Source organism: Puia sp., assembly GCF_035546395.1.
Taxonomy (GTDB): domain Bacteria; phylum Bacteroidota; class Bacteroidia; order Chitinophagales; family Chitinophagaceae; genus Puia.
This window is the reverse complement of record NZ_DASZXR010000004.1, coordinates 1-15,406: the sequence shown is the minus strand read 5'-3', so window position 1 is coordinate 15,406 and position 15,406 is coordinate 1. Positions and strand designations below refer to the sequence as shown.

General features: G+C 54.8%; 11 protein-coding genes. All 11 read right to left on the bottom strand.

From position 1 onward, the window contains the following. Positions 1-1,663 (bottom strand): condensation domain-containing protein (locus VHE34_RS04795; RefSeq protein WP_325585181.1); only part of this gene is annotated, 1,663 nt, incomplete at its 3' end. A gap of 15 nt (positions 1,664-1,678) precedes the next feature. Beyond that, positions 1,679-2,656 carry a cytochrome-c peroxidase gene (locus tag VHE34_RS04790; RefSeq protein WP_325585179.1) on the bottom strand — a complete coding sequence of 326 codons (978 nt, stop codon included), beginning with the start codon at positions 2,654-2,656 and terminating at the stop codon, positions 1,679-1,681. A gap of 16 nt (positions 2,657-2,672) precedes the next feature. Then, complete coding sequence (locus VHE34_RS04785; RefSeq protein ID WP_325585177.1) at positions 2,673-5,099, bottom strand: TonB-dependent receptor domain-containing protein; 2,427 nt, start codon at positions 5,097-5,099, stop codon at positions 2,673-2,675. A 10-nt stretch (positions 5,100-5,109) separates the two neighbouring features. Further along, a complete protein-coding gene (locus VHE34_RS04780; RefSeq protein ID WP_325585173.1) occupies positions 5,110-6,459 on the bottom strand; it encodes an NAD(P)/FAD-dependent oxidoreductase in 1,350 nt (449 codons plus the stop codon). Positions 6,460-6,464: 5 nt separating this feature from the next. Then, complete coding sequence (locus VHE34_RS04775) at positions 6,465-7,403, bottom strand: tryptophan 2,3-dioxygenase family protein (RefSeq protein ID WP_325585171.1); 939 nt, start codon at positions 7,401-7,403, stop codon at positions 6,465-6,467. Between the two features lie 3 nt (positions 7,404-7,406). Then, positions 7,407-9,173: an alpha/beta hydrolase-fold protein gene (locus VHE34_RS04770; protein WP_325585169.1), complete on the bottom strand. Its 1,767-nt coding sequence runs from the start codon at positions 9,171-9,173 to the stop codon at positions 7,407-7,409. A 26-nt stretch (positions 9,174-9,199) separates the two neighbouring features. Then, positions 9,200-10,801 (bottom strand): MBL fold metallo-hydrolase, encoded by a 1,602-nt coding sequence (locus tag VHE34_RS04765; protein ID WP_325585167.1) that lies wholly within the window; start codon positions 10,799-10,801, stop codon positions 9,200-9,202. Then, positions 10,758-11,507: a thioesterase II family protein gene (locus VHE34_RS04760; protein ID WP_325585165.1), complete on the bottom strand. Its 750-nt coding sequence runs from the start codon at positions 11,505-11,507 to the stop codon at positions 10,758-10,760. The genes VHE34_RS04765 and VHE34_RS04760 overlap by 44 nt, the downstream gene beginning before the upstream one ends. Then, positions 11,497-13,164: a cyclic peptide export ABC transporter gene (locus VHE34_RS04755; protein WP_325585163.1), complete on the bottom strand. Its 1,668-nt coding sequence runs from the start codon at positions 13,162-13,164 to the stop codon at positions 11,497-11,499. The genes VHE34_RS04760 and VHE34_RS04755 overlap by 11 nt, the downstream gene beginning before the upstream one ends. 15 nt (positions 13,165-13,179) lie before the next feature. Beyond that, the gene (locus VHE34_RS04750; RefSeq protein WP_325585161.1) at positions 13,180-14,511 is read right to left on the bottom strand and encodes a M28 family peptidase; all 1,332 of its coding nucleotides are present in this window, start codon (positions 14,509-14,511) and stop codon (positions 13,180-13,182) included. Positions 14,512-14,529: 18 nt separating this feature from the next. Next, a partial coding sequence (locus VHE34_RS04745; protein ID WP_325585159.1) for a non-ribosomal peptide synthetase occupies positions 14,530-15,406 on the bottom strand: 877 nt, incomplete at its 5' end.

Genomic DNA, 15,406 nt, shown 5'->3' with positions numbered 1-15,406 from the left:
AGGAAAGCTGGAGCTGATCGCATCGCAGGGCCGGGGCATGGGTAAAGCGATCGACGGCCTGCTCCCACAATTCAACGAGGGAAGAGGAGAGATCGACGGGGGTATCGGTCGCGTTGAACTGCTTAAGCAGCTGCTGTTCGGCCGCAGAAAGATATTCCAGGGACTGGATCGGCCGATCGGGATCGAGGGTGATGGAATGCAGCAGGGTGCTGTAGTGATCGAGCAGGCGACTGATGCGTTCGGCCGTGAACAGATCGGTGCTATAATTTACCGCGACTGTCAGGCCGTTGCTGTATTGGGTAAAAAAGAAGGAGCAATCAAATTTGCTGATGGGCGCTTCATCGGAGTCGTTACCAGTCGTTGTGGGCAGCGGTTCCCGGATGGTGGCGGCGTTGAAATTAACGAGTACATCGAAAAGTGGCGATCTGCTGCGGTCGCCGGGAATATTCAGATCTTCTACCAGCTGATCGAAGGGATAGGCCTGATGGCTGTACCCGGCGAGCAGGGTTTGATTGGTAATGCCGATGAGGTCGCGGAAAGAATGCTGACCCTGGAATCGGGAACGGATGGGAAGGGTATTGATAAAGCAGCCGAGCATCTCTTCGAGATCGCGGTGGTCGCGGCCCGCGACGGGTACGCCGAGAATGAGGTCTTCCGTGCCGGTGTACCGGTAGAGAAGCGTAGTGATCGTGGCGAGCAGCACGGTAAACAGGCTACAATTGTTTTGTCGTGCCAGTTGGACTAATCTATCGACCAGGGTGGGGTCAAGTACGCAGCGGTGATGGGCGCCGGCTGCTGTTTTGACCCTGGGACGCGGATAGTCTGCGGGCAACTGGAGTTTGGGAAGATCGCCATTTAATTGATGCAGCCAGTACACCCGATGCGCGGATGCTGCCGGTCTTTCCAGCATATCGTTCTGCCAGGCGGCGTAGTCGCGATATTGAAGGCGGGCAGGAGGAGCCGGTGAGAACTCTCCGAGTTGGTATTGCTCATAGGCGCCGATGAGCTGACGGAGGAAGAGATCCCCGGACCATTGGTCGGAGATGATATGGTGCATGGTGAGAATTAGCCAATAGTCACTTTCGCCTTGCCGGGCGACGACCATGCGCAGGAGGGGGGCATTGCCGAGATCGAACACAAATCCATTCTCGCTGTCGATCAGTGACCGGATACGCGTCTCCTTATCGATGCCGGCGGAGATATCTATAAAAACCGGTTCGCAAACCGCCTGTGAAGGCATCAGTACGCGCTGATATACGGCGGATCCTTCTTCAAAGAAGATCGTTCGAAGGATCTCATGTCGATGAATGAGATCTTTCAAAGCGAGACCGAGGGTGGTTGTATCCAGGTGTCCGCGATACCGGCGGCTGTAGAGGATATTATTGACCGATTTTTGTTCCGCAAGCTGATCCATCATCCAGAGTCTTTTCTGGGAACAGGACACCCGGTAATAGGGGGCGTCGGGGATGGCTTCGATCCGCTGGGCGGCGTCGGTGACTGTTTTTGACAAGAAGCCGATCAGCTCCTGTTTGTTGCTGCGGATCTTTTCCAGGATGTCTTTTGTCAGGGAGTCCTTCCCTGCGCTGATCTTGAGATCGGAACCTTCGACATTAATGCGGATCTTTTCCTGCTTCAGTTGTTCCATCAGTTCGAGAACACTCATAACGGTATGATTGATTTAGTGCGGTTTTTTATTCATGAGACGGTAGTCCGTCAGTGATTCGAGGAAGGCGATGAGGTCGTTGATACTTTGTTCGGACATGGGGCGCTCGCCCTGTTCTTTTACATCCGGGTGGGTATTCCCGTTGATGGGGAAATGCTTCATGTCGTTATAATAGTCAATGACCTCGCGGAGCGTCTTATGTGAGCCGTCGTGCATATAAGGGGCAGTGAGCGCGATATTGCGAAGGGTAGGGGATTTGAAGCGGCCGATGTCTTCGGGCCTTTTTGTCAAATCGGCCAGCCCCCGGTCCTTATCACTGTAGATACCGATGTTGACCATCGAATCGGAGCTGAAGTCGACTCCGTGATGGCACGCTTCGTTGCTGCAGGAATTTTTTCTAAAGAAAAGCCGGAAACCCCGGATCGCCGCGGGGCTCATTGCGGAGTCATCGCCTTTGAGGAAACGATCGTAGGGGGAGTCGTAGTAGGCCAACGAATTTTCGAAGGCCGCGATGGCTTTCAGCAGCGACACCGAATCGGGATGGTTGCCGTAGACGCGAAGGAAGAGGCTGTCGTAGGACTTGTTCTTTCGGAGTCGCCGCAGGTCCTCCTGGATCGAGCCATTCATTTCTTTTGGATTGGTGATCGGGCCCTTGGCCTGTTCCTCGAGCGAATGGGCGCGGCCGTCCCAGAAGTAATTGGTCTTCCTGACCTGGTACATGGCCGTGGGCGTGTTACGGGCGGTGTTCTGCGCGTTGACGCCGAGACTTAGCGGGAGATCGTCGGCAAAGGCGAACTCCGGTTTGTGGCAGGAGGCGCAGCTGACCATACCGTTGCCGGAAAGGATCGGGTCTGCGAACAGTTTCGAACCCAGTTGTACCTGTAATGCTGGGTCGATGATCGCGGGCTTGCGGATGACGAACGAGGAGAAGAAATACAGGAAGATCGTGCCGAAGACGATCACTGCGGGCGGCGAAAAGAGCTTTCTTTTCATATATTTTTTTTTAGGATTATTTACCGGTGCGTTCTTTTTCGTTGGCATTACCCATTTCTCTTTCGCGGGCGGAACGAATGCGGGAGTTTCCGAACCGGTAGCTCAACTGGATATAGAAGTTGCGGGTTTCCTGTTGTTGGAGCCATTGGTAGGAAAGACCATTGAAATCGATGGTGTTGTGCTTTTTCTGGGTAAACAGAAAATCGGTGCCACCGATCTTCAGGATGGCGCGGTCGTGCATGAGCCGACGACCGATGTAGCCGTCGAAGGTGCCCCAGCTGCCAGTTTGATAGTACCACATGATGCCGGGGGAATGATAGGCGCCGGTAAGCTGCATGATAAGCTTGCCGGGAAGGGAAAGGCGTTGGATGGTGGTGAGGGACCAGGAATATTTGTTGCCGGTGAAATAGCCTTGCGGCGTCAGGCCCGCATAATCGTCGTAGGCAACGGAGAGACGGTTCTTCGCAGTCCACCATTCGGTGATGGTGACGGGCAGATTGACCTCGAGGTTGAGGTTACGGGAATTGCCGGCGTTGAAAGTGCCGTCATTTAGAAAAACGCCCTGCTGGTAAAGAAGCGGTGTGATCTGGTTATGGACATCGGTATAGCTCAGGGTAAAGGTGTACTTATCGGCGTGGACGTAGGAAAGCTCGTAGTTGAAGGTGCTTTGCGGGTTGAGGAAGGGGTTGCCGAGGTAGTAGCTGTAGGCGTCCAGTTCGTAAACGAAGGGCTGGAAGGCGCCATAATTTGGTCTACGGAGATTTTTTGAAAAGGACAAGCGGAAGTTATCGTTTTCTGAGGGATTGTAGGTGACAAAGGCGGAAGGAAGCAGCGTCAGGTAATTGGAATCCGGGCGATGCGTCAGCTGATGGAGGAGGGTGACGGCCTGACCGTTTACGCTGGTGTGTTCAGCCCTGAGACCGGCCTGGAAGCCGAACTTGCCGATGGTTTTTGATAGGTTGAGATAGGCGGCCTCCACATATTCCTTGTAGGTGTAGGTGTTGCTGAGGGAGCTGTCGGCAAAGGCGGTGGCTGCGGTTCCCGGGATACTGATAAAGCCGGTAGAGATATTCACCTGGGAAGCTTTTATGCCGGTCTCAAGGTCGAGCACCTGGTCGAATTTCCGGGTAATGTCCAGTTTTTGGGTATTGATGTCGATCCTGGTGTCGATAAAGTAGTTGTTTGCATTGCTAGTGGGCGATTCAGGGCCGGACGAGGCGAACAGATCGGTGACGGTATTGTTTCGTTTGTTCCTGTAGAACGAATTGTCGAGGTCGACGTTGAGGGTGAAATTATTGGAGCCGGTGTACTGGTAATTGAGATTGCCGGTTGTCCAGGTGTTGTGATAGGGGGAATAACTTCGGGTGGTAATGAGGGAATCGACGGGTGGTCCGCCGGCGGGTATTTTGTGAATCTCGTCGATGTTGGTATAGTCGGTGTGGTTGTTGCTTTTTTCCAACTCGAGGAGGACGCCGAGGACGTTGCGTTTATCAATCGTGTAATCCGCGCCCACCCGGAAGTCGGGATCGCGCCAGTGGTCAGTGGAGGCGAATTGTGAATTGAAGCGATAGCCTGCGCCATTGTCGTTCGTGGTTCGGGGCCCGCTATTTTTTTGCTGATAGGCGCCCCAGTTGTAGCCGCCATATCCGTAGATGACGATGTTCCTGCCGCCATAGTTAAGGCTGGTGGTGACATCGGACTGGCTGTTGACGCCGCGGGTCCATTCGGCGGAGGCATTGCCGTTGACGCCGGATTCATAGTCTCTTTTCAATTTAACGTTGAGAATACCTTTTCGCCCGTCGACGCTATAGCGTGCCGATGGGTTGCTTATGACTTCGACCTGGGCGACCATCTCGGAGGAGATGGACTTGAGGAAATTGAGCAGATCGCGATCGCTCATCCGGGAGGGTTTGTTGTTGACCAGGATCTGGACGCTCTCCTTCCCGGGCATGCTGACCTTGTCGTCATTGCCTTCCACCGAAATGCCGGGCGCAAGACGGATGATGTCCAGCGCGTTGTCGTTCTCTTTTCTTACGGCGTCGTCGACATTGATAACCGTTCGGTCGATCCGCTGTTCAATGGGAGACCGGTGAGCCAGGACAGTAACCTCCTGTAAGACACTGGTGGCTGTATCGAGGATCAGACTGTCGAGGGAGACGGCGGAACTGCTATCGATACCGAGGGGAATACTGCGTTGTTTGAAACCGACCAGGCTGATGTTGAGCGAATATTGTCCCGGTTCCAGGGAAGCGAAGGCGAAGCGGCCTCGGCTGTCGGAACTGACCGTTTTGTGGAGTTTATTCTCCGGTAATCGAAACAGTTGTACCAGAACATCCGGGAGAGCGGTGCCCGAGCGGGTGGATAATTTTCCCGCGAGCGATGACTGGGCGGCGGCATTGACGGCCATAGCCGCAAAAAACAGGATAAAAAGCAGGGATTTCATGACCGTTTGATTAAAAGGTGAGCGGAGATGGTGAGGTTGTTTGGAGGAGCTCGGAAAGATCGATGTTGTTGAAGCTGGCGGTATCCGGATAAAGTAGTAGTAGTTCATCGAGGAGGCGATCCTGTTTTCGGCTGACATCGAGGGCTTGGGCATACGGAGTATCGGTGAAGGTGACCATTGTGTACAGGGATCGCCAATGGGTTGGAAAGGCTTTTTGCAAGTGGGCGTCCAGCTTTTTCCGCTGGAGAAAGAGCGGGTCCGCCATTTTGCTGGCCATTTCCTCGAAATTATGAGCGGACAGATCGGTAATGGCGGCACTGTCTTTTTTGCGCATCTCCTGGAATGCCGGCAGAATGGCGGTCCAGTCATTGGAGCGGTTCAACAATGCGGCCAGAATCGTGCAGTCCTCGAAGCCGGCGTTCATTCCCTGGCCGAAGAATGGTAGAATGGACCGGGCGGCATCGCCTATCACCATGGCTTTTCCGCGGCTGTGCCAGGCGTCGGCGAGGACGGTTTGGAGACTTGAATATCCTCTGCGGCTAAGATCGTTCCCGGGCTGGTCGATAATATCTGCCATATCGGGAAAATTTTCCGAGAAAAGGGTTGCCCACGAACGGCGGTTTGTTAGTGAGTCAAAGGAATCGCGGCCGGTGGTGGGCATGAACAGGGTGCAGTTAAAGCTACCGTCCAGATTGGGAAGGGCTATAAGCATTCGATGATGCCGGGGCCAGATATGGAGCGCATCTTGGGTTAGTCTTTTTGCGGCAACCGAGGCGGGAAGGGATAATTCCATGTAAGAATTGGGGGAAAACTCCAGGTGGCTGTTGCGCCCTTCTTCCCGATCGATGGCCTGTCTGACCAGGGAATGAACGCCGTCAGCGCCAATGATCACGTCGGCGCTCTCTGTCGTGGTCATGCCCGTGAAGGTATCACGGGTCATGATCTGGGCCCTGTTGATATCTATTTGCAGGCACTCCCGGCCGGAATAGAAATGGATGAGGGGCTCTTTTCTGACCTTCTCCAGCAGGTAATCGTTGAGTACATCCCGGGGGATCGCGTGGATGGCGCGGCCGCGGTCGTCGTAGGGATGAAAAGAAGCGAGCTGGTCCTTGTCGTGCGTCATCCGGCCGTAGAGGGGCATCGACAGGGGCAGCAGTTCTTGTTCTGCGTCGATCGACCGCAATGCTTTCCAGCCCCGGTAGCTGAGGGCAAGATTGATGGAGCGCTTTGTACCGCCTGGGCGGCCGGCGGCGAGCCGCTTTTCGAGCAACAGCACGCGGATGCCTTTTCGGGCGAGCAGGATGGCGAGGAGGCTGCCTACGGGACCGGCGCCGACGATGATGGCTTTTTGCTTTTTCATAATTTTCAGGATAATTGTTCTTCGAGCCAGGCCGTTCCCCAGGCGGCTATTTCTTCTTCCGGCCATAGTTGAGGAAAGAAGACGATCTTTTGAAAGCGGGGTGGGAGATAGCTGCGCCAATTGGTGCCACCGGTCCCTTTGAGGTCTTGTTTAGGGATGGTCAGGTGACGGCCGGCTGCTTTGAAATGGGAGAGGCGCCATTGGATATTGAAGAGCTGGTCGAAGCGGCGTAGTTCGCCGGCGATCCGGTCGTACTCCGGAGTATCCGGCTGTAGCTGTCGCAACAGTGCGTTGAGGTTGGTGGTCGCGCTTTGCCCGATCTTGCCGAGAAGCAGTTGGTCGAAGTGCTTCTCGAATTCGAGCAGGGTCCGATCTTTTTTCCCCGTTTCGGTGGACAGTGCGCCTTGTTTCCAATAAAGATGTTCATAAGCGAGTTCGGTTGGGAGGGACGAGGCGGCTTTGCGAAAAGGATCGGCTACCAGGTTGCCCAGGTCGGTGCTGGCGATCTCGATCTGCCGGTATTGCAGCGACTGGAAGCCGCTGGCGGGGGCGAGGGCGGTGCGGAAACGAAGGAATTGTTCCTTGCTGAATCCCTGGGTGACGATGTCGAAGGAGTAGATGAGATTGTCCATGTAGCGGTTGATGCGCCGCAGCTTCTCCATCAGGGCGGGGCAGTGGACGCCTTCCGATTGGATCTGTTGAATTTCATGGAGGATTAGTTTAAAGTATAATTCGTTGATCTGGTGGTAAACGATAAAAATAACTTCGTCGGGGTAGCTCGTTCGGCAGGCCTGGATGTTGAGCAGTACCGGCAACTGGATATAGTCCCAGTAGTTGAGATATTGCGCGTACAACATCCCTTCGAGATGACAACCCAGGCTTTGGCCATCCAACTCATAGCGATGTTGCAGTTCGGTAACAAGCTGTTCGATCTTTGCTTCCATGGGTTATTGTTTTAATTGTTGAGCAAATAGCCAGGGCAGGAGGTCGGGCTGTTCTTTAACGATATTCTGCCAGCAGCGGTGGCCATAGCCGGGGATGTCGGTGAATTTGAGGGGGACGTTGGCGAGCCGCAAATAGGTTTTTATCTCCTGGCGGAACTCGGGACGGATACGTTCCTCCTGGCTGCCGTAGATGATCCAAAGAGGAGTATGTCGCAACTGGAGGGAGGCGTTGTCGGTGAGGCGGTAGAAGACGCCCATGGACAATACCGCGGCGAACATTTGCGGGTAATGGGTGGCGACGTTGATAGCGCCTGCGCCACCCATCGAGTTTCCTATCACGTAGATCCGGGTGGTGTCGATATTGTATTGCCTGGACAGTTGCCGGAGCAGGTGGACGCTGCATTGGAGGGGCCAGGTCTCGCTTCCCAGGCCGCCGCATTTCCAGCGGGGTTCATCGAGCGGCAACTGGGGGGCTACGATGAAACAGGGATATTGCGCGGCGGTTTCGGGCTGCACCATCTGCCAGAGGAACTGTCGAAGCTGGGTTTTGTTGTCGTCGCCTTTCGCCCAGAAATCGTGGAGGTAGAGGACGAGGGGATATTTTTTCGTGGGGTCATAGTTGGGTGGTTGGATCAGGCGGTACGGGAGGCTGTCGCCATAGTGATCCGTGTAGAGACAGGCTTTCGATGGGGAGCGGCCATCATATAGGACGTCATATTGATTGCTGACCGCGGTGTGGCCGTCCTTAACCCAATTGTTCCCTGCGGCAAGCCGGGTGAGCTGGTTGTCTTTTTCCGTAACGGTGCCGTTTTTGGCGGTGATGGCATCGAATCCTGGGGGCAGGAAGAAATGGTTGGCGGTGATCTCCGCGTTCGCGGCATGTATGGCTGTGGCGGGCCTGGAGATGGTGATGATGGGATGATCGGCGAAGCGGAAGACGGCGAGGCTGCCGTCGAGCGCCATCTTATCGTCGAGCAAAAAATCGTTCTGCCGAATATTGTCGGTGATGTCATCATTGAACCGGCAGTCGTAGACCAGTGCGGCGCCCGAGTAATGGATATTGCAGTTGCCGATCGACGCGTCGGGCCAGATCTGCCAGTCCTGATCGTTTGCCTTTTGAATGGCGGTAGGAATGCGGGGATCGAGGGCGGCGGCGTTGTTGTTCCTGACTCCCGTGATCAGGACGTTGTCGGCGGGGGTTTCGGCGGGGGTATAAACGATAGCGCTATCCTTCGTCGTACGATCGTAGCCCAACATAATGAGTGCGCGGTTGATGTCGATGTCGACCAGCCCGGTGAAGGCGCCATGCTGCCCGGTAGAATAGATATGGGCAGGGGTTGCGGTGAGTGAGTCGGGGGGGGTATCCTGAAAACGACCGAGGTCTTTAGTGAGAGTCAGCCGGGGGAAAAAGAATTTGGTGATCTGCGGCGGGGCTGCACCGCGGAAAAGGACGTTCTGCATGATCGCGACGTCGGTTTTGAAAAGGTAGGAACCGGGCGGAAAGTAAAGGATACCGCCGCCTTTTTGCAGTAGTTGCAGTTGAGTGGTCATTAGAAGCGCGGAATCGACCTGATCGTTCTCATTGACGAGACCGGGGATCTCGCGAACATTAACGACTCTGTTCCAGGGAATGGAATTCGCCCAAGCGGGAAACGAATAGGTGTAGCGCCGGAGAGGATTGCCGGTTGGTGTAGCGGGACCTTCGGCTGTCCATGAGGCGAAAAGGAGGCCGATAAGGAGGAGGGCCGCGGCGGGCATTTGCTTTTTCATACGAGAAAATTTTGTAATGAAATTGTTTAAACCGTGTAGAGGATCTCTTTTTCGCCAAACAGGCGTTCGGAAACGATACCGGCATTCTCGCAATCGTCGATGAGCCGATTGGATTCGAGGATGGGATTGGATTCCGGGGTGTATTTGATGCTGCTGATGAACTCCAGCCAGGGTTCCTGCCCCATGGCGTAGACATATACTTCTTTCGGCTGGAAGGAGTGGACCATGGCGATGCCCTGCTGGTAGTTGGAACCGGCCAGCCGCCGGGAATGATCTTTTTCCCGGGGAAGGTCTTCGGTCAGCAGCGGACCATAAAGCCAGGTGAGCGGGGCCCCGTCGCATTCCATTCCGAGGAAGAGTACGTCGGCGTTGCCGACCAATTTTTGTACGTGATCGTATACGGCGGGTTCTATGTTGCACGAATCGGCGGCGAAGAGGATCGAGAACTCCCGGATGCGCAGCAAATGGCACATTTTCGACTGCACGTTCAGGTCGCTGTGTTCACCGAGAAAGGGAATACCGGTGATGGTGCAATCGGCGAACTCGATGGAATCCATTTCTTCGATCTCTACGACATTACGAAAACCGATATTTCTGAACATGTCTTTCAGGCTGGGGTCCTGGAGGGAATTGGCGGCAGTTTTTGGAACGACTACCGTGCCGATGCGATGGCGAAGCGGCAGAAGGGTTTCGAAGAGGATATGGTCCTGGTGATTGTGGGTGATGAGGACGTAGTCGATGGTGGGCGGAAGGTCGAAATCCGAAAAATGCTCGATGGAGGATTCATACCCGTAATAGCTGATGAGCGGGTCGACCAGGATCGAGACGTCGTTGAATTCCACGAGAATGCAGGCATGACCGAAATACCGCATGCGGGCCTTGTCGCCGGTGTATTTGTCGTAAGGCGGCGGGGGGATATCGGTGAATAATTGGTCGAACAGGGCTTCCTCGGCTTCGCCGCTGAAGGATAACGCTGCTTTTATGGCGGATACATCGTCGGGTCTTCGTTTCATCGCGGACAACCTGTCGATGAGGGGATCATTGAAGGAAAGGGGCAGATGCAGTACCTCTTCGGAAGGAAGGCGGGGGGTACTCAGCACGAACGGCCGCTCGTCGTTGTTGGTTACCCAAAGGGCGATGCTTTGGCGGCGGGTATCGTAATAGGGACTTTTATACAAGAGTTTTTCGAAAAGGCGAAAGGAGGGATTGTTGTTGAGATCATAGAAAAGCTCTACGTAACCTTTCAGCAGAGGGGGGATGCAGGGATAGAGGGGCTGAAGCGAATGGCCATCGGCTTTTGTTTTTAGGAGCCGGTCAAGCTCGCGGATGGCGGCGGCGAATGCGATCATGCTTTCCTGTTCCAGCACTGTCTTTTCCCGAAGGGCTTTGATGGCCTCTACTTTTTGTGGGGGAACGTCCATGAATGGGCCGCCGCGCAGTTTTGGATTTTTGACGGCGGCTTCATGAACCGCGGGGGCCTGGATGAAGCTGTCCATGATGCGCAGGTGCCGGCCCACGATGTTCATGGCGGACGTGGCTGGGGAAAGGAGGTGGGACCAGGCGTACCATTGATCGATAAGTGGTTCAATAACGACGTTGGGTCTCAAATACATCATTTTCTCTTTCATGAAAAGGGTGATTTATGATCCGGTGGATGATGTTGCCGAATTCTTTTGGATGATCGAAAAGGAAGAAGTGGTTACCGGGAAGGCTGAAACGGTGTATGGGATATTGGGATTCTTCTTGCCAGGCGGCTATTTCTTCAGGTAGAATGTCCTCGTCCTCGCCTGTGACCAGGGTGATCGGGATAGGGAGCAGGGTGCTGGCAGCATGGGTGTATGTTTCGACGACTTGAAAGTCCGCCCGCAGCAGCGGCTCGAAAAACGACATGTAGGCGGTGTTGTTCAGCATGTCGTCCTGGATGCCGCCGAGTTCCTTTAATGTTGCGTAAAATTCCTTTTTCGGTAAGGGATAGCGGGGTGCTTTTCTCGGGGGAACGGAAGGAGCGCCTCTTCCTGTCAGTAGCAGGTGCCGGGGCGGCGGATAGCCGTTCTGAAGGGCTTTTTTAGCGAGGAGGTAGCCGAGGAGGGCGCCCATGCTGTGGCCGAAGAGGATATAGGGCTTTTGAAACAGGGAATGACAGTGGTCAAACAGATCTTCCGTCATGGCGTTGGCAGAAAGCAGGAACGGTTCCAGTAGGCGGCTTGCCCGGCCCGGCAGTTCGGGGCAGATCATTCGGACCGACTCCCCGATATAGGGTTCAAAAGCCTTATAGGCGTAAGCGCTGCCGCCGGCGTATGGCAGGGCGATCATCAGGGGAAGATCAAGCTTCATGCGGCACCTCCAGCTTTTGGGTTATTCCGGCTTCGACGAGCTGGCCTTTGTCGAAATGAATGAGCCGGTCAGCGACGGAGAAGTATTTGTCGTCGTGGGTGACGGCGATGACGGTCTTTCCCGATTCTTTTAGGGCGGGAATGATCTGGTGATAAAAGAACGCGCGAAAATGGGGATCCTGTTCGGCGGCCCATTCGTCGAGCACCAGGATCGGTTTTTGTTCCAGCAGGGCGTAGATGAGGGCGAGTCTTTTTTGCTGGCCCTTGGATAGGTGGGACCGCTGGGTGCGATCCCGAATCTTTGCGGGGTCGAGATTGAGCAGATCGATAACAGCCCGGGTGGAGGGATCGACGGAATCGAGATCGATGCGGGAATAATTTTCGCTGAAAATGAAGTTGTCTACAAAAACAACGGCGAAATGCTGTTTGTAATCGTTGAGGGTGTCTTTTTGTACTTTTTTATCGTCGACGTATAAGCTACCGGTTTGGGGTCGCAACAGTCCGGTGAGTAACAGCAGGAAGGTGCTTTTGCCGCTGCCGTTGGAACCGGTGATGAAGATGACCTCACCGGTGTCGAGGTGGATGTTGAGCGGGCCGGTACTGAATGGCGGGACCTCGTCGCTGCGGGAAGGATAGCTATAGCTGACGTTTTCCATGGTCAGACGCGCGGGGACATCGGCTGGCTGGTGATCGGCCGGGTCGCCGGCGAGCAGGTCGGCAGCAACGGGTACGTTGGCCAAGAAGGTCTTTTGGCGCTGAAAGCTGACATGTATCCTCGTTGTGAAGGGAAGGGAACTGATGAGCATGGAAACGGGTCCCATGAGGTAAAGGATGGTCACGACGAAACTGGTGATGCCTGCGCCGGAAAAGGGAATGAAATAGCCGAAGACAAATACGATGATGCCCAGGATGGCGAGGAGCAGGAAGTTGCCGGTCAGTTCGTTGTTCATATACAGGACGGAGGCTTCTCCTTCCATTTCCCGCATGCGCTGGCGATTCCTATAAAGATAATCGTGATAAAGGATATGCGATTTTGCCGGGTCGAGTTTTATCTGGCGGAAGCCCTGGATCAGGTCTTCGAGATATTGATAGTAAGTGTCGTCGAGATCGCGGGTTTGTTTAAAGGCATTTGACAGGTTGGCATTCTTAATACTATAAAACCACCCCAATGCGGCGATCAACAGGATGAGGATAAGCGCTGCGGAGGTGGAGATGGTAAAGAGATAGATCAGGGAGACGACGATGATGATGCCGTTGTTGACGATGTCGACGAAGAATCGGGGGAGCTGGGCGATGACCTTTATGTCGTTGATCGCGGTATAAATGGTCGCCGGTTCCATCCGGCTAAAGCTTTCGTAGTCTACCTGGATGACCTTTTTCAGCAATCCGGCTTCATAATCCAGGAGTAGCTGATTGGTAATGCGGATCATGCTTAGTTGAAACTGGCGGCGGCACCAGTAGGAGATAACGGCCAGGGTGAAGAACAGCAATCCCAGGAGGCTTAGCTGGCGGCGGCTTGCTTCGTATACCTGCATCCCGTTGTTGATCAGCAACAGGAGGGTGCTGAACAAAAGACTGTTGACGACGCCCAGCAGGCAAAGCCGGAGGACTACGGCGGTCTTTTTGTCTTGCAGCCGGCTGAAAAAGGAAGTGAACATGGGGGATAGTATTACTTATTGAGTGAATCCCGCTTCGTATACCGCGGCGTGGTCGGGCTGGCCCATTTCGAGAACGTTCAACAGGCAAAGGCGCACTGTCTGCGTGAAGAAGGAGAAATTGATCTTGTCGGGGGTGTCTTCGGCGCCGCCGTTGATTCGGGCGGTAGCGCCGGCGTCCGTGATCCAGACGGCGGGATATTTGCGGTACCAGAAAGGGATATGATCGCTGAACTGTACGAAATCGGTCTCGCCGACAGTGATCTCGCCGTATTCGGGGTATTCCTTTTCATAGACTTTGAAATGCGGGAAGTAGGCGCCGGCATTCTTCATGAAACTGGCGGCAAGCGGGTGGCTGCGTTGATTACTGACGACAGTGAGGAAGTCGGCTCTGGAGCTGTCGGCGAGTACTTCCTTGTAGACGGCGGGGAACAGTTGGACGGCGGCGTCTTCGACGCGGTGGGAGCGGATGTCGGCGCTGTAGGAGCCGATGCGGTCGAGGTCTATGAGCCCGGTGATACGTTCATAATCCTTAATGCCGCCTTGAAAGACATACTGATTGCTGCCGATGAACTCTTCGCCTGAATAGTCAAAGCCGAGAATATGGACGGTGCGTTTTAGCTGGAGGTGCGAGAGCACGGCGGCGATTTGGAGCATGCCAGCGAGGCCGGAGCCGTTGCTATTGGCGCAGGGCTTTCCTTCTGCGAGGTCGATGCAGGCGCTGACGGCGGTTAGTTCATTTGGCAGCGATGTTCCGGGCTTGACGGCGATGATATTGGCACCTTTGTAATCGCCGAAGACAAAATCCTGCGTGCGGAGCTGGTAGCCTGCGGGGGAGCATTCGGCGCGAATAAGATCGCGGATACGGGCTGCGCGGTTGATGGTGGTGTCGGTCGGTATTTTCGGCGCGGTGGCGATGATGCTTTGCAATTCTGTTTTCAGACTGTTGGAGTCGATGAGTTGGAGAAGATCCATTGCAGTGGGGACATGTCCGTCGGAGACGACCAGCTTGAAACGGCTTTTGGCGGGATCGATGCCGGCGGCTTTATAGTTCCAGGTGAGCTGTTGTTTGCCGGCGGGGATATTGTCGCCAATGGAGCCGGTGGCCTGCCTCGTGTCGATCGTATAGTCATCGCTTGCGTCGGCCGATACCAGGAAATGAACGGTGAAGGCCTTGTCGTCGGGGTCGGTGATCTTGTACTTGACGATGACAGAATTGTCGGCGGGATTGTTGGTGACCCTGACGTCGGAGATCTTTGGAAGGGCGTTCTGTGCGGTGACGGATGTCAGGCTTAAAACGAGTGCTGTTGCGAGCAGGAGCTGGCGAATAATTGACGGGAGGAGGTACATGGCATCTGATTGAATAGATTAGATAATGATAGTGTCTGCTTCGTCTTCTGCGGGTTGGAGGTGCCGGGAGGCATCGAACCAGTCGAGGGTGTCGATGAGACGGCTGAGGCCGGAGATGGTGGGGTAGAGGAAGATATCTTTTAGTTCGAGTCGGATATGGAGTTGTGCTTCAATACGGCCGATGAGGTTAACGGCGCGCAGGGAGTGGCCGCCGAGGTCGAAGAAGTTATCGTTGATGCCTACTTTTTCGAGCGAGAGGAGTTCGGTCCAGATCCTGCAAAGATTTTCCTGTAACGGTGTTTCGGGAGGGTCGATGTGGTTGCGGCGAAGTTCGGGTCTCGGTAGTTTTTGTTTGTCTGTTTTTCCGTTGGGGGAGAGGGGCAGTTGTTTTAGTTCGATATAATCTGTAGGGATCATGTATTGTGGGAGGCGGGAGTCGAGGTGGCGGCGGAGGGCATCGGGGGTGATCTGGGGGTTGTCGGTGGTATAGTAGGCGGCGAGGGTGCCGGTGTCTTCGAAGTAACGGACGGCTGCGGCGCTGATGCCGGTGAGGGTCATCAGGGCTTCTTCTATTTCGGGGAGTTCGATGCGATGACCGCGGATCTTGACCTGTTCGTCGATGCGGCCAAGGAATTCCAATAAGCCGTGGTCGGTCCATCGCCCGCGGTCGCCGGTGCGATATAGTCGGACGCTGCCTTGCTGGAAGGGATCGGTGGTAAAATGGAGCGCTGTTTTTTGCGGATCGGCGAGATAACCGGGGCCGATGCCGGTGCCGGCGACGCAGATCTGTCCGGGTACGCCCTGTGGGCAGAGCTGGCCCTGGGAGTTGAGGACATAGAGGCGGAAATTGGGTAGGGGTTTTCCGATGGGCACGCGGGAGGCGTCGATGGGTTTA